We start from the raw sequence: 25298 nt of genomic DNA, 5'->3' as shown, positions 1-25298 counted from the left end.
GTCACGACCCAAATACCGACCAGCCGGTACGGGCCGCGAGCATCTCGAGCGCCAGCGAGCCCAAAAGCGAATTGCCGTTCTCGTTGAGGCCTGGCGACCAGACCGCAATCGAGGCTTTGCCGGGCGCAACCGCCATGATGCCGCCGCCGACGCCGCTCTTGCCGGGCAGACCGACGCGATAGGCAAAGTCACCGGATCCGTCGTAATGGCCGCAGGTGAGCATCAGCGCATTGATGCGCCGGGCCCGCAGGCGCGATACGACGGAATGGCCGGTCAACGGGTTGGTGCCGCCCGCCGCCAGAAACAGGCCCGCCTTGGCAAGCTGACTGCAGGTCATGGCGAGCGCGCAGTGATGGAAATAGACGCCGAGCACATGCTCGACCGGGTGATCGAGCCGTCCGAAGGACCGCATGAAACTGGCAAGGGCGAAATTGCGGAAGCCGGTGGCCGTCTCGGAACGGGCCACCTCGTGGTCGATGACGATATTCTCGTCGTCGGCCAAGTAACGGACGAAGCGCACGATCTCGCCGATCAGCTCCCTCGGCGTGTGGCCGGCGAGAATGAGGTCGCTGATCGTGATCGCCCCCGCATTGATGAAGGGGTTGCGCGGTTTTCCGCCCTCATGCTCCAGCTGCACGATCGAGTTGAAGGCCGACCCCGACGGTTCGCGCCCGACACGATGCCAGATATTTTCGCCATGCTTGCCGAGCGCCAGCGTCAGCGTGAAGACCTTCGAAATGCTCTGGATCGAGAACGGTACTTCCGCATCGCCGACCCGATGCACCTCGCCGTCCGTCGTGACGATCGCCATGCCGAAATGCTGGGGATTTATGCGGGCAAGCTGGGGAATATAGTCGGCAACCTTGCCTTCGCCCAGCCGCGGCGTCAGCTCGCGATAGATGTCGTCAAGGATCTGTTGCAGATCCTGAGGCGCTTTCTGCTCCGGCATGCGGCACTCCTCGATCTGGGTCGCTCCGGCAAATTTCTACAAAAAAACCGCCCGTCTCCGGGCGGTTTTCGAATTCACGAGGCCGAGCCCGGATTAACGCGAATAGAATTCGACGACCAGGTGCGGCTCCATGACGACCGGATAGGGAACGTCGGTCAGAGCCGGAACGCGGACGAAGGTCGCGACCATCTTGTTGTGATCGGCTTCGATATAGTCCGGAACGTCGCGCTCAGCGAGTTGGACCGATTCGAGGACCGAAACCAGCTGCTTCGACTTGTCCTTGACTTCGATGACGTCGCCCGGCTTGCAACGGTAGGAACCGATGTTGACGCGAACGCCGTTGACCTTGACGTGGCCGTGGTTGACGAACTGGCGGGCGGCAAAGACGGTCGGAACGAACTTGGCGCGGTAGACGATCGCGTCGAGGCGCGACTCGAGCAGGCCGATCAGGTTTTCCGGGGTGTCGCCCTTGCGGCGGGAAGCTTCTGCGAAGATCGCGCGGAACTGCTTTTCGCGGATGTCGCCGTAGTAGCCCTTCAGCTTCTGCTTGGCGCGCAGCTGCACGCCGAAGTCAGAGAGCTTGGACTTGCGGCGCTGGCCATGCTGACCCGGGCCGTATTCACGACGGTTGACCGGGGACTTCGGACGGCCCCAGATGTTTTCGCCCATCCGGCGGTCAATTTTGTACTTGGACGATTCGCGCTTGCTCATCGCATTTCCTTTCAATCGGTTACACCGGTTTGTTGCCAAGCCGGATCAAGGAAACACGCCCTCCTCTGAACTCATTTTGGGAGTTCTGACAGGCTTCTCACGATCACGCTGCCGGAGAAACCACGGGACATGTCAAATGAAACACCGGGCATCGCTGCCCGGCGTTGGGCGGGTCTTTACGCACTGGGCGGGGAATTGTCAAACGGATTTACGCAAGAAACGCAGGGATTTCCGCCAATCCCCTTCCGAGAAAAATCACTCCGCGGCCGCGCGCTCCGACATGCCGGCATCCGGCGCATTCGCATCACCCGGACGGGTCTCTTTGCCGAGGTCAGGGAAAGCGACGATTCGTTTGCCAGCAAAATCCGCATGCACGACGATCAGCCCCTGCTCTTCAAAATAGCCCAGCAACCGTCGCGCCCGCCGGGCGGAATGCGTGCCGTAAGCGCGCGCGATCATCGCGTCAGAAGGGCATGGCGAGCCACGCACCGCCGCCTGCGCCATCATCAGGAACACGCCCTGCAGGTCCTCCGTCACCCGATCGGCGAGCCGGAGAGCCGATGCCCAGCTTTCGGTCGCCGCCGTTTCGGCATCGACTCCAGACCGCGCCACGGCCATCTTGCGACGAAAAGCACTAAGTGACGGCGCAGACCCGGGCACGCGGCGAATCCGGCAGCGAACAAGGAAATCCTGGTACAGCTCGGCGTCTGGCCGGAATGCCGCTTCCGGGTTTGCAAGAATCTCGCCGAACACGCCATCGAGCAACGCCTCCCGCTCCTCGACGGAGAGTTCCGGCTGGGCGGGTTTCGATTCGACCGGTGTCCCAGGTTCCGGCCGCGGCCGCGACAATTCCGCGAGAATATCGCTTGCCGGACGCGGCTGCGGCGCTGCGCGGCGAACGATCGGCCGGCTCAATTCTTCCGGATCGGGCGTGAAGATCAGCTCCTCGACGTCCTGCGGCGCCTCCGGCAGCGGCATCAGCTTCGGGCTCGTCGAGCGCGCCGAAGTCTCGACCGCTCCGATGGTGACCTTCAGCGGTCGACGGGAAAGGGCCGGGCCGAGCGCCACGAAGGAGCCGCGCTTCAGGTCGCGGAACATTTCGGCGGTGCGCCGGTCCATGCCGAGCAAATCGGCGGCGCGCTGCATATCGATATCGAGGAAGGTGCGCCCCATCAGGAAGTTCGACGCTTCCGCCGCGACATTCTTGGCAAGCTTCGCTAGGCGCTGCGTGGCGATGACCCCGGCCAGCCCGCGTTTGCGGCCGCGGCACATCAGGTTGGTCATCGCCCCGAGCGACACCTTGCGCGCCTCTTCCGTCACGTCGCCACCGACGGAAGGCGCGAACATCTGCGCCTCGTCGACGACGACCAGAACCGGATACCAATATTCGCGATCCGCATCGAACATCGCATTCAGGAACACGCCGGCGCTGCGCATCTGCTGCTCGATGTCGAGTCCTTCAAGCGAAAGGACGCAGGAGACGCGATGCTGGCGGATGCGCGTGGCGATGCCGATCAATTCCGCATCCGTACGCTCACCCTCGACCACCACATGGCCGAACTTGTCGGCAAGGGTCACGAAATCGCCTTCCGGATCGATGATGCACTGCTGCACCCAGGTCGCGGACTGCTCGAGCAAGCGGCGCAACAGGTGCGACTTACCGGAGCCGGAATTGCCCTGCACTAGGAGACGCGTCGCCAGAAGCTCTTCGATATCGAGCGAGGCCGAGGTCCCTTCGGACGTCGTTCCCATGTCGATGCCGACTTTCATTCCCACCTCTTCGCACGGATTGATTCGCGATCCGCCGGGATCGTCAAACCAGCGACACCTAGCACGGTTTTGGCCCCGGTCAGGACAGCCATTCAGACAACTCACAGGAATACGCTAGGGAGTTAGCAGAAATTGCTTCGTTGAAAAAAGCGCGCAAAAGTTGAAAGCGGATAGATTCGCTCCTATGTCAAATGAGGGTCGCCTGATGACAGGGCCCAGATAGGATGTGAAGAAGCTGATGTCCCAGTACGAAACCGAGAACCACTTTCAGTTCGACAGGCAATTGCGCGAGGCGGGCAAGCGCCCTTACTGCGTCATTTCGCGGGCGGAAGCGCGGCGCTCCTGGATCAGCCTCGCCCTTGCGATCGCTATCGTCCTTGCAGTCGCCGCTTTCATCCTGCCGACAGCGTTCTGACGCTCATGCGGAATGCACGGTGAGCCCAAACCCTTGCATCAACCGTCGCGTTGCGAAATTCGGCGTGCCGGAGGTGAAGATCGCCGGATCCTCGCCGTTCAACGGTGCGAAACCGTTCGGCAACGGCACGAGCGAACGCGCCCGCCGCGCGATTGCCTCGGCTGGATCCAGCCAATCGACCGGCCAGGGCGCCAGCCGCCGGAAGACGTTCGCCATGAACGGATAATGCGTGCAGGCGAGCACGACGATGTCGGTCTTCCGGCCGTCCATCTCGACAAAGCAGGGGGCGATCTCCGCCAGCACGGCCTCGTCCTCCAGCTTATCGCCGCGGATATAGGCTTCCGCCATGCGTGCCAGCTTCTCCGAGCCGACGAGACGCACGTGACACTGCGAGGCGAAGGACTGGATGAGATCACGCGTATAGGCGCGTTTCACCGTACCGGGCGTTGCCAGAACAGAGACGAGACCTGAACGTGTCCGTTCGGCCGCCGGCTTGATTGCCGGTACCGTGCCGACGAAGGTCATTTGCGGATAGGCGCCACGCAAATCCGCTCCGACCAGTGTGAAGGCCGTATTGCAGGCTATGATGCAGATTTCCGGATCGTGCTCTCTGAGCAAGTCGCCGAAGAGCGCGATCACCCGCTCCTTTAGCGCCCCCTCCTCCCAGCCGCCATAGGGAAAGCCGGCATCGTCGGCGACATAGATGAAGTGCCGCTCCGGCATTAGCACGCGCGCCTCGCGCAGCACCGTCAGACCGCCGATGCCGCTATCGAAGACGAGGATGGGTTTCAGCTCAGTCGTCGTCACCGTCGCCTTGCACTTTCCTGCTGCCGGCCGGCGCGCCCGAGCCACGCGGGTTTTCGCGCGTGAACCGGTCGAGCGATGAGATGACGCCGCGCAGCACCTGGATTTCGGACTCGCTGAAGGATGGCCTTGTCAGAACAGCGCGGAGATTTTCCACCAATTTCGGCTTTTTATCGGCGGAGCGAAAATAGTTGCGTGCCTCGAGCGCCCCCTCGAGATGGTCGAACAGCCCCTGAAGATGTTCCTTCGTGGCCGGCCGCTGCTCGATCGCCTGGAACGAAGTCTCGTCCTCGGACTCCATGCCGGTCTTCATCCACTCATAGGACATCAACAGTACGGCTTGGGCAAGATTGAGCGAGGCGAAAGCGGGATTGACCGGGAAGGTTACGATCTCGTCTGCGAGCGCCACTTCCTCATTGGTCAGCCCCGTGCGCTCGCGGCCGAATATGATGCCGACCGCCTCTCCGGTCTTGAAGCGCTCGCGGAGCGAACGGGCAGCAACGATCGGCGAGCGGACGGGCTTGTAGCCATCCCGATCGCGGGCTGTGGTGGCGTAGACGAAGTTGAGGTCGGCGATCGCCTCCTCGAGCGTGTTATAGAGTTTGGCCCCGTCGATGACATGATCGGCGCGGCTGGCGGCCGAACGCGCCTTTTCATTCGGCCAGCCATCGCGCGGATTGACGATCCGCAGTTCCGACAGGCCGAAATTCGCCATGGCGCGAGCAACCATGCCGATGTTCTCACCCAGCTGCGGATAAGCGAGAATGATCGCCGGACCCTCCGTCAAAAGTTCGCGCTCGCTGTTAGTGCCTGCCATTATGATCCCTTGACTCTATTCGCCGCTTCCCTCGCACAAAAACCGTCGAAATTAAAGCCGGAACACCAAAGTTGGCGACGCCCCTGCTGCACCCAAAGTTTCGGCCAACTATGCTTTGCCTTGCCGGTCCACAGTGCTATAGGGCTGTGGATTTTTCCACCGCAGGGGCGTCGGCCACGGCGTCTCAGAAAGCACGAGGCATATTCATGGCAAAGATCAAGGTCGCCAATCCGGTCGTTGAGCTCGACGGCGATGAGATGACCCGCATCATCTGGCAGTTCATCAAGGACAAGCTGATCCACCCCTATCTCGATCTTGATCTCGAATATTACGATCTCAGCGTCGAGAACCGCGATGCGACCGAAGACCAGGTGACGATCGATGCCGCGAACGCCATCAAGAAGCACGGCGTCGGCGTCAAATGCGCGACGATCACGCCGGATGAAGCACGCGTCGAGGAATTCAATCTGAGGAAAATGTGGAAGTCGCCGAACGGCACGATCCGCAACATCCTCGGCGGCGTCATCTTCCGCGAGCCGATCATCTGCAAGAACGTGCCGCGCCTCGTACCCGGCTGGACCAAGCCGATCATCGTCGGTCGCCACGCCTTCGGCGACCAGTACCGCGCCACCGATTTCAAGTTCCCGGGCAAAGGCAAGCTGACGATGAAGTTCGTCGGCGAAGACGGCAAGGAAATCGAATACGACGTCTTCGACGCACCGTCGGCCGGCGTTGCCATGGGCATGTACAACCTCGACGATTCGATCACCGAATTCGCCCGCGCCTCGTTCAACTACGGCTTGCAGCGCAAGGTTCCGGTCTACCTCTCGACAAAGAACACTATCCTCAAGGTCTATGACGGCCGCTTCAAGGACATCTTCCAGAAGGTGTTCGACGAGGAATTCGCCGAAGAGTTCAAGGCCGCCAAGCTCTGGTACGAACACCGCCTGATCGACGACATGGTCGCCTCGGCGCTCAAGTGGTCCGGCGGCTACGTCTGGGCCTGCAAGAATTATGACGGCGACGTGCAGTCGGACATCGTCGCTCAGGGCTTCGGCTCGCTCGGCCTGATGACCTCGGTGCTGATGACGCCGGACGGCAAGACGGTCGAAGCCGAAGCCGCACACGGCACGGTAACCCGCCACTACCGCCAGCACCAGAAGGGCGAGGAAACCTCGACCAACTCGATCGCCTCGATCTTCGCCTGGACCCGCGGCCTTGCCCACCGCGCCAAGCTCGACGGCAATGCCGAGCTCGCCAAGTTCTCCGAGACGCTGGAACGCGTCTGCGTCGAAACGGTCGAAGCCGGCTTCATGACCAAGGACCTGGCGCTGCTGATCGGTCCCGACCAGCCGTGGCTCTCGACCACCGGCTTCCTCGACAAGATCGACGAGAACCTCAAGAAGGCAATGACCGCTTAAGCGGTCAGCCCAACAGCCCCCCAACTGCGAAACCCGGCCTTGTGCCGGGTTTCGTATTTGAAGCGTCGAAATGAAACGAGGCCGCATCACTTGAGCGGCAGATAGATTTCCGTGAGCAGCTCGGTCGGGGCCACTTCGCGCGGGTTGTTCAGATACTTCTCGAACATGATGCTGTCGCGGATTTCACGGCCGGAATTCGGCAGCCAGGTCCCATAAGCCATTGATAGGCCCTCGGCATGTCGGCATAGGGCCCCCTGTGCCGCAGCACGGCATAGTGCCCGCCGTCGATCCTTTGCGCGTAAGCGGCGCCTCGGCCGCCTGCTGACCGTTTACCGTTACGCAGGCGAAGGATCGGAGCTTGTCCGTTTTCACCAGTTCCGCGTCATCCAGGTAGATTCCGATCATCTCCATGTCCGGCCGGAACAGGTTCCGCTCGAATAGGGTGGCGTAAAGCGTTTCGAAGGCCTCCCCGATACCCATATAGGAACCGGAATGGGCGACACCGGCCAGGAACAGAGGCTCTATGGTCCTCAAGTCAACATCGTACATGACAGCATTTCCTTCCATGGAAGCGGTTTCAAAGGCCTTGTGGCTCCCCTCCTTCCTGTAGCGCGCCGGCGGAAGGTCATAGGCGGCCTTGAAGGTGCGGTTGAAGGACTGAACATTCGGGTAGCCCGAGCGTCGCGCAATCGCTTCGACGGAAAGACCGGTCTGGACGAGTTCTGCCGCCGCCCGCTGCAGCCGCAATCGCTTGACGGTGGCCGCCAAGGTTTCGCCATGCACCGCCCTGTAGATGCGGTGCCAATGGTGCGGCGAAAGACAGGCGATCTCCGACAGCCGATCGAGATCCAGTTCCTCATCGAGATGCCCGTAGATATAGGCCGAGACGCGGTGAAGCCGCTTCTCATATGTCGCCCAAGCACCGCCCGTCATATCGAACCTTTCGCGCTTCGCTCGACCACGTTCAAACCACGTATCGATTTGACAAATCCTGCGGACCTGAATGCTGCCCGCTCAGCTTGTGCGGCATGGCGACTCAGATAGGCTGAGAATGCCGGCACGTACGATCCAGCCAACGTGGCGGATCTCGAAAGTTCGCCGATGTCCGATTCTCTTATCCCGAAAACTCTGAGCGTGTTCGCCGAGGGATACGGCAGCGCCAGGCTGAAAGCGGACGCTTTGGCCGGCCTGACCGTCGCCATCGTCGCCCTGCCGCTTTCGATGGCCATTGCCATCGCCTCCGGCGTAACCCCCGACCGCGGCCTCTACACCGCAATTGTCGGCGGATTTCTCGTTTCGCTCCTCGGCGGCAGCCGGGTCCAGATTGGCGGTCCAGCCGGTGCCTTCATCGTTCTCGTCGCTGCGACCGGCGCCAGGCATGGTATCGACGGCCTGTTGCTTGCGACGGCGACGGCCGGCCTCATGCTCGTTGCGGCCGGCTACTTGCGCCTCGGACAGTACATCAAGTTCATCCCCTACCCCGTCACGGTCGGCTTCACGGCCGGGATTGCTGTGATCATCTTTGCCAGCCAGCTGCGCGATCTTTTCGGGCTGACATTACCAGGCGGCGAACCGGGGCCGATTGTTGAAAAGATCGTGGCACTCGGCCGGTCCGCCGATACGGTCAATCGGGCCGCGGTGCTGACCGCCACCATGACCGTCGGCATCATTCTCGCGCTGCGCCGGTTGCGGCCGCATTGGCCCGGAATGCTGATCGCCGTCGGCGCCGCATCGGTCGTCGTCGCCGTCCTGCACCTGCCGACGGACACGATCGGCACTCGCTTCGGCGGTATTCCGCGGGGACTGCCGCTTCCGACCTTGCCGCCATTCTCACTTGAAAAAGCCGTTGCGGTGTTCCCGGATGCGGTCTCGTTGGCTCTTCTCGGCGCGATCGAGTCACTGCTTTCGGCCGTGGTCGCTGATGGCATGACGGGACGCAGACATCGGTCCAGCATGGAGTTAATTGCCCAGGGGGTAGCCAATCTGTGTTCGGCGCTCTTCGGCGGCATCTGCGTCACCGGGACCATTGCCCGCACGGCAACCAATGTTCGCGCCGGAGGCACAAGCCCCGTTTCCGGCATGCTGCATTCAGTCTTTCTGCTGCTCTTCATGCTGCTTGCCGCACCGCTCGCAAGCTATATCCCGCTCGCTTCCCTCGCCGGCGTGCTTGCGGTCGTCGCCTGGAACATGATCGAAAAGCCGGCTTTCATGGCGCTCTTGCGGTCGTCCTACGGTGATGCCGTCGTGCTGCTCGCAACCTTTTTCGTCGTAGTCTTTCGCGAACTGACAGAAGGGATCGTGATCGGCGTCGCGCTCGGCGCCATCCTGTTCATCAATCGAATGGCGAAAAGCATCTCGGTCGGTGAAATGAAGCCGCTGGAGATGCTGCAAGCGGGGAACAGCGACGAAGAGCACCCGGTCATCGGCGATGATCCGGAAACGGTGATCTATCGGATCGCAGGCATCTTCTTCTTCGGCTCGGCAGCCACCGTTGCCGCGGTGCTCGATCGGATCGCCGACCAGCGCCGAAACTTCATTCTCGACTGCTCGGAAGTCCCTTTCATGGATTCGACCGCCGCCAACATCATCGAAGGCACGTTGCGCAAGGCAGAGAGGATCGGCGTGCGCTTCATCATCGTCGGTGCCAATACGCAGGTTCGCCGCGCCCTCTATCAACACCACGTGCGTCCACCGCGTGTCTTGATGCGCGGCTCGATCCCGGCGGCGCTCGAGACCATCCGCAGCGAAAAGAGCGCATGAAAAAGGGCGCCGCAGCGCCCTTTTCTCGTCCTTCAAGACAAAGCCATTCAACCAGCCAACGCGATGGCGACCGCCTCGATCGCTTCGGCAGCGCGCCCGCCGTCCGGACCGCCCGCCTGGGCCATGTCGGGCCGTCCGCCGCCGCCCTTGCCACCGAGCGCGGCCGAGGCAACACGCACCAGATCAACGGCGTTGACCTTCGACGTGAGATCGTCGGTCACGGCGACCACCGCACTGGCCTTGCCATCACCGGACACGCCGACGAAAGCGACGACGCCGGATCCGAGCGTCTTCTTGCCGTCGTCGGCAAGGCTCTTGAGGTCCTTCGGCTCTACGCCGGAAACCACCTTGCCGAGGAACCGGACGCCGCCGATCTCGCGGGCCGCGTCGCCCGAGCCGTTCTGGCCACCGCCGACGAGCGCGAGCTTCTTCTTCGCCTCGGTGAGTTCGCGTTCAAGCTTGCGCCGCTCGTCAAGAAGCGCCTCTACCCGCCCGAGGACATCGGCGGGTTGGACCTTCAGGGCCGATGCCAATGTCTTGACGCGCTCATCCTGTTCGTTGAGGTAGGCTCGCGCGGCTTCGCCGGTCAGCGCCTCGATGCGGCGCACGCCGGCGCCGACAGCACTTTCCGAGACGACGCGCACAAGGCCGATGTCGCCGGTCGCGGAGACATGCGTGCCGCCGCAGAGTTCGACTGAATAGGGCCGGTTGGACTTCGAACCGCGAATCCCCTGACCCATCGACACGACGCGCACCTCGTCGCCGTATTTTTCGCCAAAAAGCGCCATGGCGCCCTCGGCAATCGCATCGTCCACGCTCATCAGCCGTGTCGTGACGGGCGTGTTCTGGACGATGATTTCGTTCGCCATCTCCTCGACGACCTTCAGTTCCTCCGCCGACATCGGCTTCGGATGCGATACGTCGAAACGCAGCCGCTCGGGCGCGACGAGCGAGCCCTTCTGCGCCACATGGGTACCAAGCACCTCGCGCAGCGCCTCGTGCAGCAGATGGGTCGCCGAATGGTTGGCGCGCAGTCGCGAACGGCGGGCATGATCGACGGTGAGCGCGGCCGCCTCGCCCGTCTTCATGACGCCTTCCGAGACGGTTCCGTAATGGACGAACAGCCCTTCGCCGCGCTTCTGCGTATCTGTGACTGTGACCTTCCCAGTCTCGGTGACGATGACGCCCGTATCGCCCATCTGGCCGCCGGATTCTCCGTAGAAGGGTGTCTGGTTCAGAATTAGCTGGACGCTCTCGCCCTTGGTGGCGGACTCGACGACGGCGCCGTCGCGAACGATCGCCTGGATCACCCCCTCGGCCGATTCCGTATCGTAGCCGAGAAAATCGGTGGCGCCGTGTTTTTCCTTGAGTTCAAACCAGATCGTCTCGGTGGCCGCTTCGCCGGAACCGGCCCAGTTGGCCCGGGCTTCCGCCTTCTGCCGCGCCATGGCCACCGAAAACGCATCCGTATCGACGGTGATCCCCTTGGCACGCAGCGCGTCCTGCGTCAGGTCGAGCGGGAAGCCGTAGGTATCGTAGAGCTTGAAGGCCGTTTCGCCGTCAAACTGGTCGCCTTCGGAAAGGCCCACCGAAGCGTCCGCCAGAAGGCCCAAGCCGCGCTCCAGCGTCTTGCGGAAGCGGGTTTCCTCGAGCTTCAACGTTTCGGAGATCAGCGCTTCGGCGCGCACCAGTTCCGGATAGGCGCGACCCATCTGGCCGACGAGCGCCGGCAGGAGCTTCCACATCAGCGGCTCCTGCGCGCCAAGAAGCTGCGCATGACGCATGGCGCGGCGCATGATGCGGCGCAGCACATAGCCGCGTCCCTCGTTCGAGGGCAGCACGCCATCGGCGATCAGGAAGGCGGAGGACCGCAGGTGGTCGGCGATAACGCGGTGGCTCGCGCGGCGGTCACCCTCCGCCTTGACACCGGTCGCCTCCTCGGAGGCCGCGATCAGCGCGCGGAACAGATCGATATCATAATTGTCGTGCTGACCCTGCAGCACGGCGGCGACGCGCTCCAGACCCATGCCGGTGTCGATCGACGGCCGCGGCAGGTTGATCCGCTCTTCCTTGGTGATCTGCTCGTATTGCATGAAGACGAGGTTCCAGATCTCGATGAAGCGGTCGCCGTCTTCCTCGGCCGAGCCGGGAGGGCCACCCCAGATCTGCTCGCCGTGATCGTAGAAGATTTCAGAGCACGGACCGCAGGGGCCGGTATCGCCCATCGCCCAGAAGTTGTCGCTGGTCGGGATACGGATGATGCGGTCGTCGCTGAGGCCGGCGATCTTTTTCCAGAGGCCGAAGGCTTCATCATCGGTGTGATAGACGGTGACGAGCAGGCGCTTGGAGTCGAGGCCGTATTCCTTGGTGATCAGGTTCCAGGCAAGCTCGATCGCACGTTCCTTGAAGTAATCGCCGAAGGAAAAGTTGCCGAGCATCTCGAAGAAGGTATGGTGCCGGGCCGTATAGCCGACATTGTCGAGGTCGTTGTGCTTGCCGCCGGCACGCACGCATTTCTGCGCCGTCGCCGCGGTCGAATAGGGGCGCTGCTCGAGGCCGGTGAAGACGTTCTTGAACTGCACCATGCCAGCATTGGTGAACATCAAGGTCGGGTCGTTGCGCGGCACCAGAGGGCTGGACGGCACGATTTCGTGACCGTTCTTGCGGAAATAGTCGAGAAACATCGACCGGATTTCATTCACGCCGCTCATCTTGCGTCCTATCTGTGCACATGCCGGCTGCAACCCACGCGTTTTTTCGCGCCTTGCGCCGTTTTCCTTCAACCCCGCGTCTATCACGCATAGCCGCCTCGCCGATGACGCCGTCACCGGAACCACAGGCTTTTATCTTCCGCATATCATGCTGTCCAGACGGCAGCAAAAACCGGCCGATCTGATCGATGGCCGGTTGATGGGCATCCAAACTGAAACGTCTGGCTCTTACATGTCGGCGGCTTCGTCGCCTTCGCTCTCCGGCCCGCCATTCTCCAGGAACCGGTCGGCAATCAGCCCGGCGTTCTGCCGCAAAGCCATCTCGATCTCGCGAGCAAGATCCGGATTGTCGCGCAGGAACAGCTTGGCGTTCTCGCGGCCCTGGCCGAGACGTTGACTGTTGTAGGAGAACCACGCGCCCGATTTCTCGACAATCCCGGCCTTGACGCCGAGGTCGATCAGTTCGCCGGTCTTGGAAACGCCTTCGCCATACATGATGTCGAACTCAACCTGCTTGAAGGGCGGCGCCATCTTGTTCTTAACCACCTTAACGCGGGTCTGGTTGCCGACGACCTCCTCGCGCTCCTTGACCGAGCCGATACGGCGGATGTCGAGGCGGACCGATGCGTAGAACTTCAGTGCGTTGCCGCCCGTCGTCGTTTCCGGCGAGCCGAACATCACGCCGATCTTCATGCGGATCTGGTTGATGAAGATCACCATGCAGTTGGACTTGGAGATCGATGCGGTCAGCTTGCGCAGCGCCTGGCTCATCAGGCGGGCCTGCATGCCCGGCAGACTGTCGCCCATCTCGCCTTCGATTTCGGCACGCGGCACAAGCGCGGCCACCGAGTCGACGACAAGCACGTCGATCGCGCCGGAGCGAACCAGGGTGTCGGTGATTTCGAGCGCCTGCTCGCCCGTGTCGGGCTGCGAGATCAGGAGGTTTTCCAGGTCGACGCCGAGCTTGCGTGCATAGACCGGATCAAGCGCGTGTTCGGCGTCGACGAAGGCGCAGATGCCGCCCTTCTTCTGCGCCTCGGCGACTGTCTGCAGCGCCAAGGTCGTCTTGCCCGAGCTTTCCGGTCCGTAAATCTCGATGATGCGGCCTTTCGGCAGGCCACCGATGCCGAGCGCAATATCGAGGCCGAGCGACCCGGTCGAGACGGTTTCGATCTCGACGACGCTGTCCTTCGATCCGAGCTTCATGATCGATCCCTTGCCGAACGAACGTTCGATCTGGGAAAGAGCCGCTTCAAGTGCCTTGCTTTTGTCCACCGATTTGTCCTCTACGAGCCGCAAAGAGTTTTGTGCCATTGGGTCCACCTTTAGGTTATTGGAGCTATCGAGGCAATGAAGCCGCCGCAGGAGATTTTGTACATGTTTTGTTCCACTTTGGCAATGCTCCTTCAAACTCTTGAATTAAAGTAGATATCTCCTGAGTGTTCGATTCCTGTTCACGGGATATTGTACCTCATTTCCACAGGTTGCGCGGCAACTCGGTGCGGCTTCTCTCCATGGCGCCGATTCGCCGATAGAGGTGTTCGAATGACGAAGCGGGAAATCACCGTTCTGGGCGGCGCCCATATCGACCGGCGCGGCCGTATCAGCGGCACGACGGTGCCTGGAGCGAGCAATCCCGGAACCTGGTTCGAGGAGGCGGGAGGCGGCGGTTTCAACGCTGCCCGGAATCTCGCGCGTCTGGGTCATCGGGTGCGGATGATCAGCCCGCGCGGCGGCGATCCGGCCGGTGACCTGGTTGCAGCCGCGGCCGCCGCCGCCGGCGTTATCGATTGCCCGTTCATCTTTCTCGATCGCAAGACACCGAGCTACACGGCAATCCTCGAACGGGACGGCAACCTTGTGATCGCCCTTGCCGACATGGATTTATACGCGTTGTTCTCGCCGCGCCGGCTGCGGCAGCGTGCGACGCGCGAAGTCCTCGCGGCGAGCGATCTCGTGCTCACGGACGCCAATCTGCCACAAGAGACGCTGACGGCGCTGATCGATGCGGCAGCCGGAACGAACCGTATCCTTGCCGGCATCGCCGTTTCGCCGGCCAAGGTTGTCCGGTACGGCCAAAGTCTGGCCGGGCTCGACTTGCTCTTCATGAACGACGCGGAGGCCAGGGTGCTGACCGGCGCCGAGGCCGCCGACGTAGAGGAATGGCCGTCACTGCTGCGGTCGGCGGGCCTTGCCGCCGGCGTGGTCACCCGCGGCGGCAAGGCTGCAGTTGCCTTCGACCGCGAGGGTGCCTGCCTGGCCACCCCACCTGCCCTGCCCGCCCTTGCAGACGTGACCGGTGCCGGCGACGCGCTGGCTTCGGGCTTTCTCGCCGCCAGGCTCGACGGCATCGGTCTAGCCGGTTGTCTCCGGCACGGCATCGCCGCCGCCGTCCTGACGCTTCATTCGCCGTTGGCTGCCGCCGAAGAGATGTCGGCGGACAATCTTGCGCGGGTGCTGACCCTTGTGCCGGAGCCCCAAATGCTGTCATGAAATCCGCAGCCGAATTCCAGGCGGAAGTACACGGCCACTCCCGCCCGCCTCACGCTCCCGTCATCAGAAGCGAACGACCATGACAAAATCCTCCTCGCCCTTCCTGCCCATTGAGTATTCCGATGAAGTCGCCGCCGCCAAGGCGCGCGGTGCGCCCATCGTGGCGCTGGAATCGACGATCATCACGCATGGCATGCCCTATCCGGGCAACCTCGCGATGGCGCGCAGTGTCGAGGCGATCATCCGCGACCAGGGAGCCATTCCTGCCACGATCGCGGTGATTCACGGCGTTCTTCATGTCGGCCTCGATGATGCGAAGCTTGAGGCCCTTGCGAGAACCGAGGGTGCAATGAAGCTGTCGCGCGCCGACCTCGCCTTCGCCCTCGCCGAACGCCGCACCGGGGCTACGACGGTCGCCGCGACGATGATCGCGGCCGCCCGCGCCGGCATCAGCGTCTTTGCGACCGGCGGCATCGGCGGCGTCCATCGCGGCGCCGAACAGAGCTTCGACATTTCCGCCGATCTGGACGAGCTTGCCCGAACCGGGGTGATCGTCGTTTGCGCCGGCGCCAAGGCCATTCTCGACATTCCGAAGACGCTGGAAGTGCTGGAAACCAGGGGCGTCCCGGTCGTCACCTATGACAGCGAGACCTTCCCCGCCTTCTGGTCGCGCGATTCCGGCATCAGGAGCCCGCTGATGCTGAACAGCCCGGCAGCTATCGCCAATTTCCAGCGGATGCGCGAATTGCTCGGCATCGACGGCGGCTTGCTGGTCGCCAATCCGGTCCCGGAAGAAAACGAGATTCCGCGCGAGGAGATGGAAATCTACATCGCGCGCGCTCTGGACAATGCGGCGAGCGACGAGATCACCGGCAAGGCGGTGACCCCCTATCTGCTCGACAATCTCTACCATATGACTGAGGGCCGGAGCCTCGAAACCAATATTGCGCTGGTCGAAAACAACGCGCGCCTGGCGGCCGAGATCTCCGTCGCATTGGCGGCCAGCCAGGCGAAATAGAAGAAGTCAGCGCCCGGCGCCCGCAGGCGTCGGGCCTGGCAAATTCTCAGGAATCGAGCATTTCACGGACGGCCACTGCCAGTTGCTTCAGCGAGAACGGCTTCGGCAGGAAGCCGAACTTGGCATCGGCCGGCAGGTTGCGGGCAAATGCATCCTCCGCATAGCCCGAGACGAAGATGAACTTGAGGTTCGGGTATTTCTTCCGCAACTCGCGCAACAGCGTCGGTCCGTCCATCTCCGGCATCACCACGTCCGAAACGACGATATCGACCGCTCCGTCGAGTTCGTCCATGATTTCCAGCGCCTCGACGCCCGATCCGGCCTCATGCACCGTATAACCGCGGGTTTCGAGCATCCGCTTGCCGCCGCGACGGACCGCCTCCTCGTCCTCGACGAGCAGCACGACGGCAGAGTCACCGGTGAGGTCCGCAGGCTCCGCCTGTGCAGCCGGCGCGGCGCCTGCTTCGCTTGCCGGTGCCGGCGCGACCGCGGCAGTCGCTTCACCGGGGATAGCCTCCTCACGCGCTTCGGCGATTTCCTCATGGCGCGGCAATAGGATGCGGAAAGTCGTGCCCTTGCCGACTTCCGACTCGGGATAGATGTAGCCGCCCGACTGCTTGACGATCCCATAGACCATCGACAGACCGAGGCCCGTGCCCTTGCCGACCTCCTTCGTCGTGAAGAAAGGCTCGAAGATCTTGTCCATGATCTCCGCCGGAATCCCGGTGCCCTGGTCGGAGACTTCCACCGTCACGAAGTCGTCTTCCGGCAGTTCGCGGCGTCCGAGCGCGGCGACTTCGCTCGCCGGCAGGTTTCGCGTCCGCAAGGTGATAGTCCCACCCTCGGGCATGGCATCGCGGGCATTGACGGCGAGGTTCAGCAGCACCTGCTCGAACTGGCCGAGATCGGTCTTCACCGGCCAGAGGTCGCGGCCATAATCGACCTCCACCTTGACATTGGTGCCCGTCATCCGGTCGACCAGCATGCGTAGATCGCCGATGACGTCGGTGAGGTTGAGGACGGTCGGCCGCATGGTCTGCTTGCGCGAGAAGGCGAGCAATTGCCGCACCAGCACTGCGGCGCGGTTGGCGTTCCGCTTGATTTCCATCAGATCGGCGAAGGTCGCGTCGGCCGGCCGCGCCGAGAGGAGCAGATGGTCGGCAGAAAGCAATATGGCCGTCAGCACGTTGTTGAAATCATGCGCAATGCCGCCGGCGAGCGTCCCCACCGCATTCATCTTCTGCGTCTGTGCCATCTGGTTCTCGAGCGCCTTCTGCTCGGTGATCTCCAGCGCATAGACGATCGCCGCCTCCTCCGGCGCCTGGTCGCTCTGGTCGATGACGGCATTCACGTAGAAGCGGAAGTGGCGTCCTTCATCCGCCGGGTGCAGCGAATCGATCGGCGCGATGTCGCCCTGCCGGTCCTTCGCGGCGGCGAGCGCCTCTCCGAGCTGGGTCCGCTCGGAATCGTGCAGGACGGCGTCGATCGTTATGCCGCGCTCGACGTCGTCCTGCGAGACGAGCCCGGCGAAGAGCTTCAGGAACGGAGCGTTGGTTCTGAGGATCCGCCCGGCGCCGTCCACCGAGGCGATGGCCATCGGCGTGTTGTTGAAGAATCGCGTGAACCGCATCGCCGCGTTCGATGCCGATTGATCGCTGTCGTCGCCCTCGCGGGACATGACGATCGTCCGGCTCTCGCCCGGCGCACCGTCGCGCGTCGAGGAAACCCGGTGGATCAGCCTTACCGGCAGGCTCTGGCCGTTCCCCTTGCGCAGGTCGAGATCCAGGACCTTGGTCTTCTTGAGACCGGGCTCGGCCTGCACCGACTGGATGAGCGTAAGCCCCTCGCCCGCGACGAGATCGGCGATGCTGATCGACCCCGGTTGGAACTTGGTGAGATCGATCCCGAGCCAATCGGCAAGCGTGGCGTTGATATAGAAGATTTCGCCCTTGCGCCCGGCCGAGAAAAAGCCGGCCGGAGCGTGATCCAGATAGTCGATGGCGTTCTGCAGTTCCTTGAAAAAGCGCTCCTGGTCGTCGCGCTCGGCCGTAATGTCGGCAATCTGCCACAGATAGAGCGGGTTGCTGTTGGCGTCCTCCAACGGCAGCACGCGCGCCTTCAGGCGAAACCAATGCGCTCCCGATCCGGTCATTGCGCCATTCGCCAGAGGTTTGAGGAGTCGGAATTCCTCGTGCCCCTGCTTGCCTTCGTGCAGGCCGTTGGTCAGCCGGTAGATCGCCTCGGTCGCCTCCCTGTTGCGCGACAGAATGGTCTCCAGCGATTGGATGCCGGCAGCGCCTTTTGCTCCGGTCAAAGCCCCATAAGCCGCATTCGCATAGACGATGCGCCCCTTGCGATCGGTCACCACGGTGCCATCCTCGTGGGCGTCGAGAAAGGCGCGCGCCAGTTCATCCGGCCGCGACTGCGGCATGACCTCGATGAAGCCGATCACCGACGAAACCAGGAAGAATATCCCGACCATCGCCAGCACGCCAAGAATGCCGAGGACGATTTCGTTCTCGAGTTGGTTCTTGAAGACGACGAAGGCAGCAGCGGACGCGGTCAGCACGATCGCCAGCACGATGATCCTGAACACGGTACCCGGCCGAACGCCCCGGTCAACGACCGGCATCTGGTAATCACCTGACTGCCGCAATTTCGTCATCGGGTCCTCACCTGCTGGCGGACGCCCGCCGCTACATCGGCACCCCGCTGACTTGACGTTGCGCGCATCCCGCGGACGCTCAAGGGCTACCGTAATCCGTTGAAATGCTGCGTAATTTATCCCCAAAACCGTCCCGGTTTAAGGTCCTATGCAGTCGCCAGCATCCGCCGAGGCTTCGCGACCACCGGGTGCCGCAGCCGCTTCGTCGAACTGGAATCATCTTTAACAATCAGAGATAACAGCAGAAAGCGTCTCGACGGAAGCGTGGCGGTCAATTCACAGGGAATGTCGATCGCAACCTTGTCCCGGCCCGAAAAAAGCCGTCAAATGTTGCAATTCGACCGGTAAAAGGAGTTCAGCCCATGATGGAAACGTTGGTCGGGGACAACGGTAGCCGATTCATCATCGCCGCCGGAGCCGTCGCCATCGGCCTTCTGTGCCTCGTGGCGGTGCTCTGGATCATGCGGAACAGGCCCTCGTCTCCCTTCGTGCGCGGCGGCAAGAACCGCCAGCCGCGGCTCGCCGTGCTCGATGCCGCTGCCGTCGACACGCGCCGCCGGCTCGTGCTCGTCCGCCGCGACGACGTCGAGCATCTGATCATGATAGGCGGACCGACCGATATCGTCATCGAGAGCCGCATCGTGCCGGATGACGCGGCGGCAGCCGCCGCTCCCGTCGCCGCGACGGTGGAACAGCCGGCCCCCAAGTCCCCGGTCGCGCCCGAGCAGGCGGCGCCAGCCCCTCAACCCGTTTCGGCGTCGATACCTGCGGAAGCCGCAAAGCAAGAGCCGGTGCGTCCGGCGGGGTCGGATGAGCCGCCGCGGGCCGTGCCCGTGCGGGAGCCGGAGCCCGCGCCAAAGCCCTCGGAAACCGTGCAGCAACGTCCCCTGCCGGGCGAACCGCCGCCTCGGCCGGAACCCGTCGTCAGGACCTCGCCGCCCGCCCCTGCCATCCTCCCGGTGTCCGCCCCGCAAACGCCCCAAGACATGCTGAGGGCGGCGCGCGAGCGGATCGTTCCCATGACCCAATCCGCTCGCGATGAGCGGTTTCCGCAGCCAATGGCGGCGACGCCGGAGCCTCCGCGGCCCGTCCAGCTTCCGTCCGTTCCCCGACCAGCCCAACCGCTTGCCGTCGAGAGTCCGGCCGCGGTGGAGAGACCGGTCGCCGTCGACAAGGCGGCGGACTTCGAACGGTTCCTCGACGCGGAGATCAGCGGTGATCTCCAGCGGCTCTCATCCACGGTGGCGCCCAAGCCGGAGGCCCGCCCAATGGCCGCCGCCCGCCAGGAACCGATCCTCGGCCCGCCAGTGGAAGAAGGCCGCAAGGAAGAGTCGATCGAGGAGGAGATGAGCCGGATGCTGGCTGATATCTCTGCTGGCCGCAAACCCTGAACTGCGGCGCAGACATACCTGTTTTCCCATCGGACAAAAAAACCGGCGCGACCATGTCGCGCCGGTTTTTTGTAGTCTCCAAGCTCGGGCTTACTCGTCGCGGTAGACCTTTTCGCGACGTTCGTGACGCTCCTGCGCTTCGATCGAAAGCGTCGCAATCGGCCTGGCATCCAGGCGCTTCAAGCCGATCGGCTCACCCGTTTCCTCGCAATAGCCGTAGGTGCCTTCATCGAGGCGCTGCAAGGCGGCGTCGATCTTGGCGATGAGCTTCCTCTGACGATCCCGGGCGCGCAATTCGATCGCACGGTCTGTTTCTGAGGAGGCTCGATCTGCGAGATCCGGATGATTGGCGCTCTCCTCAGCCAAATGGTCCAGAGTCTCACGAGCTTCGCGAAGGATATCGTTTTTCCAGGCATTCAGCTTTGCACGAAAATATGCCCGATGGTTGGCATTCATGAAATCCTCGTCCTCGGAGAGGACATAGGTACTAAGATCGATCTTCTCACTCAACGCGATTCTCCTGAAGAACATCTCATTGCGGCGGTGTATAGACCTATGAAGGGCTTGATTCAAGCCTCGCGGAGGACACCTACGCTTATTTTAACAATGCTTGCATTCCAGGCTAACTGGCGAATATTTCATCAAAATTACACATGAAACACTCTCCATAATATTCCCGCCGGCGCTCGGCAGCAAGCCTGCGCCGTCACCTAGAGTGGTGTCTGCGTCGCGCCTCAACTACGTTGCCAATTGCGACATCTGGTGTGCGGGGTGCGGCATGTCAATGCTGCCGTGCTTGCCGCGCGAAATCCGTGGAGAACGGCTTGATCTTTGCGCCGACAGAGAGACAAGTTAGCGATGCGACGATAATCCGTCAAAGATGCAACGCGCGGCACTTCGGCGGCATCAGATTCGGATGGATATATGCAAGACAGTGCTCCGGCATTCCGCCTCATCCTCCTGCGTCACGCCCGCTCCGGCTGGGCGCTGCCCGGGCAACGGGATTTCGACCGCACGCTGGACGAGACTGGCTATGCCGAGGCGGAGCTGATTGCGCAAGGTGCGGCCGATCATGGGCTTTGCCCGGATCTCGTTCTGTGCTCGACCGCGGTGCGCTGCCGCCAGACCGCCGAACCGTTCCGCCGGGCGCTTGGCGAAGACATTGACATCCGCTACGTCGACCAACTCTATGCCGGACCTGCAGCCGTCTACACCGACCTTATCGAGATTCACGCGGACAGGACGTGTCTCATGGTGGTCGGACACAATCCCATGATCGAGGACGTTTTTCGCAGCTACCTTGGCGAGCAGCAATCCGCAACAGCCTTGGAGAACGGCTATCCGCCTGCAGGGCTGGCGGTCATCGATTTCTCGGCACGCTCAATTGCCGGGCGCATCTCGGCTGCGGCGCTTTCGACATTGCTGCTTCCGAAGCCCGAGGAAGTCGTCAGGCGATAGACCTCGCCGCTTTCCAAACAGCTGTGCGTCATTGCGCCGACCGAAACACTTCCTATATCGCCAAACACGTGGATGCCCGTAACCCGATGGGATATCGGCAGCAGCAATGGAAAGATCGAACCCAAGGGGCGGAAACATTTGGCGTCCTTAGTGACCAGCTTCAAAGGCGGCGCCCTGATCGCCTTGGATAACCTCGCCGATCGCGCGGCCGGGCTCGTCAGCCCGTCCCTCCGGCTCGGCGTGACCGGTCTGTCACGGGCAGGCAAGACCGTCTTCATCTCCTCGCTGGTGCATAACCTGCTGAACGGCGGGCGCCTGCCGCTTTTCGAACCGGTCCGTTCGGGGCGGGTGTCCAAGGTAAGACTCGAGCCGCAGCCGGACGATGCGGTGCCGCGCTTTCAGTACGAGGACCATATCGCCGCTCTCGTGCGTGACCGGGTCTGGCCGGACTCAACGAGGGCCATCTCGCAATTGCGCATCACCCTCGATTACGAAAGCGCCAGCGGCTGGAACCGGATGTTTTCCGCCGGGCGCTTGTCGATCGATATCGTCGACTATCCGGGCGAGTGGCTGCTGGATCTGCCCCTGCTCGCGCTCGATTTCCGGCAGTTCAGCGAGACGACCGTCAAGCGGGCGCGAATCGGCGCGCGCGCCGCACTGTCTCGCGAATGGCTGGCACTTGCCTCGGCGAGCGGCGCTGAAACCGCGGCCGACGAAGGCACCGCCCGCCGCCTCGCCGAAAGCTTCACTGCCTATCTGAAGGCGTGCAAGGAGGACGACCACTCGCTCTCCACCCTGCCGCCCGGCCGTTTCCTGATGCCCGGCGATCTCGAAGGGTCCCCCGCACTCACCTTCTCGCCGCTTCCGAACCTGCCCGAAGGCCGGTCGCCGAAGGGTTCGCTCTGGGCAATGATGGAACGTCGGTACGAAGCCTATAAGACGCATGTGGTGAGCCCGTTCTTCCGCGAGCATTTTGCCCGGCTCGACCGCCAGATCGTGCTCGTCGACGCGCTGCAGGCGATCAATCGCGGCCCGGAGGCTTTGAGGGATTTGGAACAGGCGCTCGCCGACGTGCTTGCCTGCTTCCGGCCGGGCACCAATTCCTGGCTCTCTGCCTTCCTCACACGGCGGATAGATCGGGTGCTGATCGCCGCGACGAAGGCCGATCACCTTCACCATGAGAGCCATGATCGACTCGAGCGAATAGCCACGCGGCTCGTCGGCCGAGCTGCGAACCGCATCGGCATGAGCGGCGCCGGCCTGGAGGTCATGGCGCTCGCCTCGGTCCGGGCGACGCGCGAGGCAACGGTCAATCATGACGGACACGCCCTGCCAGTCATTGTCGGCACGCCGATTGCTGGTGAGCGGATCAATGGAGACGTCTTTGATGGAGATAGAAAAACAGCGATATTTCCTGGTGATTTACCGGAAGATCCTGAAGTTCTTTTTCAGGAATTTGGCGGCAGTCCCGTCTCTGCCAGATCAATGCCGGAGCTGAATTTTGTGCGCTTCCGCCCGCCCCACCTCGAGGAGACGCGCGGCGGCTTGAAACTCTCCGTGCCGCATATCCGGCTCGACCGGGCCATGCAGTTCCTGCTCGGAGATCGACTGGCATGAACGACGAATCCAATCATCGCCCCCGCAAGCCTGCGGTTTTCCCGATCGAATCCGAAACGCCTACGGCGCAGCACACGCAGACGCCAGCGCGGACACCCGCAAGTTTCAGCGACAAGGTCATGTTGACGCCCGACGCAGAGGACCCGTTCATTGCGACGACCGCTGCAGTCGAGGCGCTCGATCCGCCCGAGGCGCGGCCGCGCCGCCGTCGCTTCTCCTTCGGCAAGGTGGCTGCCTCGGCATTCGCCCTTATCCTGTCGCTCGCCGCGGGATTGTGGATCGACCACCTCGTGCGCGATCTCTTCTCGCGCGCCGATTGGCTCGGCTATACGGCGATCGCCGCCGTGTCGATCGGCACCCTCGCCTTCCTCGTCGTCGTCGTCCGCGAACTCGGTGGCCTGATGCAACTGACGGCGATTCAGAAACTCAAATCAGAGGTCGCCGACGCAACGGCGCTCGGCAACAGCAAGGCCGCACGAGCCACGGTCGGGCGATTGGTCCATCTGCTTGCCGCCAACCCACGTACCGCCAAGGGCCGGGCGCGGCTGGCGGAAACCGAGGGCGAGATCATCGACGCGCCGCAGCTTGTCGATCTGACCGAGCGCGAGCTCCTTGCCCCACTCGACCGCGACGCCCGCCGGATGATTCTGGCCGCTTCGAAACGTGTCTCGATCGTCACCGCCGTCAGCCCCCGCGCACTCGTCGATCTCGGTTACGTCCTCTACGAGTCGGCGCGGATGATTCGGACCATGGCCGAACTCTACGGCGGCAGGCCCGGCACGCTCGGGCTCATACGGCTGATGCGCGACGTGATCGCCCATCTGGCGGTCACCGGTTCTATTGCGGCCGGCGATAGCCTGATTCAGCAGATCCTTGGCCACGGTCTGGCGTCCAAGCTCTCCGCGCGGCTCGGTGAAGGCGTGATCAATGGCCTGATGACAGCCCGTATCGGCATTGCCGCCATGGATTTATGCCGGCCGATGCCGTTCCGCGCTTTGAAGCGTCCCGGAATTGGCGATTTTCTGGCGGATCTGACGCCCGGCGCCTCGAAGTCCGAGGGCCCAAACGGCACCTGATGCATGCTTGTGGAGGCGGCACGGAAACCCTCCATTAACCATTTTAGCGCAAATGTGGTTACCAGATTTCGACGTTGACCCATCAAGGATCGATCATGTTCTCGCGCCCTTCTTTGATTGTTCGCGGCGTTGCCGCCATCGCGCTTGCAGCCACTGTCGGTATTGCGACGCCAGCATCTTCCGGCGCCCGGGACAAGGCCTTCTTTGAAAAGGTCGCCGGCCAATGGAAGGGCCCCGGCGAGATCGTCGCCGGCAAATACAAAGGCACGAAATTCACCTGCGATCTCACAGGCGAGCCGACCGCAGGCAGAGAGGCCGGGATCAAGCTCGACGGCTTCTGCCGCGTCGGCGTTTTCAAGCAGCCGATGTCGGCGATGATTACCCAGAAGGGCGGCAGCTACACAGGAAAATTCCTCGATGGCGCAGACGGTAAGGGTCTGGACGTCGTTTCCGGCAACGTCGCCAGCGACAAGGTCGTCGTCGGTATTAACCGCAAGAAGTTGAATGGCGCGATGATTGCCCGTCTGCAGGACGCTGAAACGATGAACATCACCATCTCCGTCAAGGTCGAGGAGACGATGGTGCCGGTCATCGGCGTCAGCCTCAACAGGCAGATGGACGATATCGCCGTCGGCTCGATCAAGTAGCTGCAGCGAATGGCTCTGAACATTAACGGAGCCGGCAGTTATACGAGGTCCAGGAAGGCTGTGATCTTCGCAAGGCACAGGCTCAGCGCTTGCCCCTCGTTGGCGTAGAAGTCGTGACCAGCGTCGGGGACAATATAACTTTGCACAGCCGACCCTCTCGCCCACTGATCCGGAGGGCGGTTCGGATCATTTTTGCCAAAAACAACCAAAGACGGCTTCGGCATCATCGAGGCTCTGACGTCGCGCAGCCTCGTCGAGGATAGGCAAATCAGGCGGTCAACGACTAAACCGCGCAGCACGCCACGCCATAGGGCGGTGCCACCGGCGCTATACCCCAAGGCAACATCGGCAGTTTCTGAAAGGCCGGCCAAGCGTTCAGCCGCCCGGTCAAATCCATGGTTTTCGACAAGCTCGCGATGAAGGCGCTCGCCCGTATAATCCACATCAAGCAAATCCGAGAGGCTGATGGTACGAGCGATCGACCGCTCGACACCAGTCAAACGGCGCGACAGGCAATGATTGTGTCCCGGCCGCCCGTGGATATCGGTGACGATCAGTAAGCGCACGACGGCCCC

At 62.6% G+C, this 25298-nt stretch carries 20 protein-coding genes and 1 pseudogene; 10 read left to right on the top strand and 11 right to left on the bottom strand.

The window, feature by feature from the left end:
• Window position 1: 1 nt before the first annotated feature.
• The 3 genes from ATC00_RS01975 to ATC00_RS01965 form a co-directional block, all read right to left on the bottom strand.
• Window positions 2-949, bottom strand: coding sequence for a glutaminase (locus tag ATC00_RS01975; protein WP_037385973.1), 948 nt, complete (start codon window positions 947-949; stop codon window positions 2-4).
• A gap of 93 nt (window positions 950-1042) precedes the next feature.
• Window positions 1043-1660, bottom strand: a complete 618-nt coding sequence (rpsD, locus tag ATC00_RS01970) for a 30S ribosomal protein S4 (protein ID WP_037385974.1) — start codon at window positions 1658-1660, stop codon at window positions 1043-1045.
• A gap of 255 nt (window positions 1661-1915) precedes the next feature.
• Window positions 1916-3430, bottom strand: a complete 1515-nt coding sequence (locus ATC00_RS01965) for a helicase HerA domain-containing protein (RefSeq protein ID WP_064251799.1) — start codon at window positions 3428-3430, stop codon at window positions 1916-1918.
• 238 nt (window positions 3431-3668) lie between these two features.
• On the opposite strand from ATC00_RS01965, the gene ATC00_RS32745 reads away from it, so the two are divergent.
• Window positions 3669-3845, top strand: a complete 177-nt coding sequence (locus ATC00_RS32745) for a hypothetical protein (protein ID WP_153045153.1) — start codon at window positions 3669-3671, stop codon at window positions 3843-3845.
• A 3-nt stretch (window positions 3846-3848) separates the two neighbouring features.
• Here ATC00_RS32745 and murI read toward each other — a convergent pair whose 3' ends face one another.
• Together murI and ATC00_RS01950 are read right to left on the bottom strand one after the other, a co-directional pair.
• Complete coding sequence (gene murI, locus ATC00_RS01955) at window positions 3849-4652, bottom strand: glutamate racemase (RefSeq protein WP_037385979.1); 804 nt, start codon at window positions 4650-4652, stop codon at window positions 3849-3851.
• Window positions 4639-5466: an RNA methyltransferase gene (locus tag ATC00_RS01950; protein WP_064251797.1), complete on the bottom strand. Its 828-nt coding sequence runs from the start codon at window positions 5464-5466 to the stop codon at window positions 4639-4641. The genes murI and ATC00_RS01950 overlap by 14 nt, the downstream gene beginning before the upstream one ends.
• A 206-nt stretch (window positions 5467-5672) precedes the next feature.
• On the opposite strand from ATC00_RS01950, the gene ATC00_RS01945 reads away from it, so the two are divergent.
• Complete coding sequence (locus tag ATC00_RS01945) at window positions 5673-6887, top strand: NADP-dependent isocitrate dehydrogenase (RefSeq protein ID WP_037385982.1); 1215 nt, start codon at window positions 5673-5675, stop codon at window positions 6885-6887.
• Between the two features lie 86 nt (window positions 6888-6973).
• Here the strand turns inward: ATC00_RS01945 and ATC00_RS01940 are convergent.
• Window positions 6974-7820, bottom strand: a pseudogene (locus tag ATC00_RS01940) (AraC family transcriptional regulator).
• 168 nt (window positions 7821-7988) lie between these two features.
• On the opposite strand from ATC00_RS01940, the gene ATC00_RS01935 reads away from it, so the two are divergent.
• Window positions 7989-9647, top strand: coding sequence for a SulP family inorganic anion transporter (locus tag ATC00_RS01935; protein ID WP_064251817.1), 1659 nt, complete (start codon window positions 7989-7991; stop codon window positions 9645-9647).
• A gap of 47 nt (window positions 9648-9694) precedes the next feature.
• Here the strand turns inward: ATC00_RS01935 and alaS are convergent, their stop codons facing one another.
• Both alaS and recA read right to left on the bottom strand, forming a co-directional pair.
• Window positions 9695-12358 (bottom strand): alanine--tRNA ligase, encoded by a 2664-nt coding sequence (gene alaS / locus ATC00_RS01930; protein WP_064251816.1) that lies wholly within the window; start codon window positions 12356-12358, stop codon window positions 9695-9697.
• Between the two features lie 228 nt (window positions 12359-12586).
• The gene (gene recA / locus ATC00_RS01925; RefSeq protein WP_037424417.1) at window positions 12587-13672 is read right to left on the bottom strand and encodes a recombinase RecA; all 1086 of its coding nucleotides are present in this window, start codon (window positions 13670-13672) and stop codon (window positions 12587-12589) included.
• Between the two features lie 231 nt (window positions 13673-13903).
• Between recA and ATC00_RS01920 the strand changes: the two genes are divergently transcribed.
• Both ATC00_RS01920 and ATC00_RS01915 read left to right on the top strand, forming a co-directional pair.
• Window positions 13904-14851, top strand: coding sequence for a carbohydrate kinase family protein (locus ATC00_RS01920; protein WP_037385992.1), 948 nt, complete (start codon window positions 13904-13906; stop codon window positions 14849-14851).
• Window positions 14852-14930: 79 nt separating this feature from the next.
• Window positions 14931-15869, top strand: a complete 939-nt coding sequence (locus ATC00_RS01915; RefSeq protein ID WP_064251796.1) for a pseudouridine-5'-phosphate glycosidase — start codon at window positions 14931-14933, stop codon at window positions 15867-15869.
• A 46-nt stretch (window positions 15870-15915) separates the two neighbouring features.
• Here the strand turns inward: ATC00_RS01915 and cckA are convergent, their stop codons facing one another.
• Window positions 15916-18534, bottom strand: coding sequence for a cell cycle histidine kinase CckA (gene cckA, locus ATC00_RS01910; protein ID WP_064251795.1), 2619 nt, complete (start codon window positions 18532-18534; stop codon window positions 15916-15918).
• Between the two features lie 362 nt (window positions 18535-18896).
• On the opposite strand from cckA, the gene ATC00_RS01905 reads away from it, so the two are divergent.
• Window positions 18897-19925 carry a flagellar biosynthetic protein FliO gene (locus tag ATC00_RS01905; protein ID WP_064251794.1) on the top strand — a complete coding sequence of 343 codons (1029 nt, stop codon included), beginning with the start codon at window positions 18897-18899 and terminating at the stop codon, window positions 19923-19925.
• Window positions 19926-20015: 90 nt separating this feature from the next.
• Here ATC00_RS01905 and dksA read toward each other — a convergent pair whose 3' ends face one another.
• Window positions 20016-20435, bottom strand: coding sequence for an RNA polymerase-binding protein DksA (gene dksA, locus ATC00_RS01900; RefSeq protein ID WP_012708186.1), 420 nt, complete (start codon window positions 20433-20435; stop codon window positions 20016-20018).
• 414 nt (window positions 20436-20849) lie between these two features.
• Here dksA and ATC00_RS01895 point away from each other — a divergent pair, with 414 nt between their 5' ends.
• The 4 genes from ATC00_RS01895 to ATC00_RS01880 all read left to right on the top strand — a co-directional run bounded on the left by ATC00_RS01895 (window position 20850) and on the right by ATC00_RS01880 (window position 24723).
• A complete protein-coding gene (locus tag ATC00_RS01895) occupies window positions 20850-21383 on the top strand; it encodes a SixA phosphatase family protein (protein ID WP_064251793.1) in 534 nt (177 codons plus the stop codon).
• Between the two features lie 138 nt (window positions 21384-21521).
• Window positions 21522-23000 (top strand): YcjX family GTP-binding protein, encoded by a 1479-nt coding sequence (locus tag ATC00_RS01890; RefSeq protein WP_064251815.1) that lies wholly within the window; start codon window positions 21522-21524, stop codon window positions 22998-23000.
• A complete protein-coding gene (locus ATC00_RS01885) occupies window positions 22997-24076 on the top strand; it encodes a YcjF family protein (RefSeq protein ID WP_064251792.1) in 1080 nt (359 codons plus the stop codon). The genes ATC00_RS01890 and ATC00_RS01885 overlap by 4 nt, the downstream gene beginning before the upstream one ends.
• A gap of 95 nt (window positions 24077-24171) precedes the next feature.
• The gene (locus ATC00_RS01880) at window positions 24172-24723 is read left to right on the top strand and encodes a hypothetical protein (RefSeq protein WP_037386011.1); all 552 of its coding nucleotides are present in this window, start codon (window positions 24172-24174) and stop codon (window positions 24721-24723) included.
• A gap of 38 nt (window positions 24724-24761) precedes the next feature.
• Here ATC00_RS01880 and ATC00_RS01875 read toward each other — a convergent pair whose 3' ends face one another.
• Entirely contained in the window at window positions 24762-25289 is a 528-nt protein-coding gene (locus ATC00_RS01875; RefSeq protein ID WP_064251791.1) for a dienelactone hydrolase family protein, read from the bottom strand.
• Window positions 25290-25298: the final 9 nt, after the last annotated feature.

It is taken from the genome of Sinorhizobium americanum (assembly GCF_001651855.1).
Lineage (GTDB): Bacteria > Pseudomonadota > Alphaproteobacteria > Rhizobiales > Rhizobiaceae > Sinorhizobium > Sinorhizobium americanum.
This window is presented reverse-complemented; position numbering and strand designations above follow the sequence as displayed.

Excerpts from the sequence above, each read along its gene's own strand:
- ATC00_RS01915 (WP_064251796.1), top strand. The coding sequence starts at position 14,931 with ATGACAAAATCCTCCTCGCCCTTCCTGCCCATTGAGTATTCCGATGAA.
- ATC00_RS01950 (WP_064251797.1), bottom strand. The coding sequence starts at position 5,466 with ATGGCAGGCACTAACAGCGAGCGCGAACTTTTGACGGAGGGTCCGGCG.
- alaS (WP_064251816.1), bottom strand. The coding sequence starts at position 12,358 with ATGAGCGGCGTGAATGAAATCCGGTCGATGTTTCTCGACTATTTCCGC.
- ATC00_RS01880 (WP_037386011.1), top strand. The coding sequence starts at position 24,172 with ATGTTCTCGCGCCCTTCTTTGATTGTTCGCGGCGTTGCCGCCATCGCG.
- ATC00_RS01975 (WP_037385973.1), bottom strand. The coding sequence starts at position 949 with ATGCCGGAGCAGAAAGCGCCTCAGGATCTGCAACAGATCCTTGACGAC.
- ATC00_RS01935 (WP_064251817.1), top strand. The coding sequence starts at position 7,989 with ATGTCCGATTCTCTTATCCCGAAAACTCTGAGCGTGTTCGCCGAGGGA.
- ATC00_RS32745 (WP_153045153.1), top strand. The coding sequence starts at position 3,669 with ATGTCCCAGTACGAAACCGAGAACCACTTTCAGTTCGACAGGCAATTG.
- recA (WP_037424417.1), bottom strand. The coding sequence starts at position 13,672 with ATGGCACAAAACTCTTTGCGGCTCGTAGAGGACAAATCGGTGGACAAA.
- ATC00_RS01905 (WP_064251794.1), top strand. The coding sequence starts at position 18,897 with ATGATGGAAACGTTGGTCGGGGACAACGGTAGCCGATTCATCATCGCC.
- ATC00_RS01885 (WP_064251792.1), top strand. The coding sequence starts at position 22,997 with ATGAACGACGAATCCAATCATCGCCCCCGCAAGCCTGCGGTTTTCCCG.
- ATC00_RS01895 (WP_064251793.1), top strand. The coding sequence starts at position 20,850 with ATGCAAGACAGTGCTCCGGCATTCCGCCTCATCCTCCTGCGTCACGCC.
- ATC00_RS01920 (WP_037385992.1), top strand. The coding sequence starts at position 13,904 with ATGACGAAGCGGGAAATCACCGTTCTGGGCGGCGCCCATATCGACCGG.
- ATC00_RS01965 (WP_064251799.1), bottom strand. The coding sequence starts at position 3,430 with ATGAAAGTCGGCATCGACATGGGAACGACGTCCGAAGGGACCTCGGCC.
- cckA (WP_064251795.1), bottom strand. The coding sequence starts at position 18,534 with ATGACGAAATTGCGGCAGTCAGGTGATTACCAGATGCCGGTCGTTGAC.
- rpsD (WP_037385974.1), bottom strand. The coding sequence starts at position 1,660 with ATGAGCAAGCGCGAATCGTCCAAGTACAAAATTGACCGCCGGATGGGC.
- ATC00_RS01945 (WP_037385982.1), top strand. The coding sequence starts at position 5,673 with ATGGCAAAGATCAAGGTCGCCAATCCGGTCGTTGAGCTCGACGGCGAT.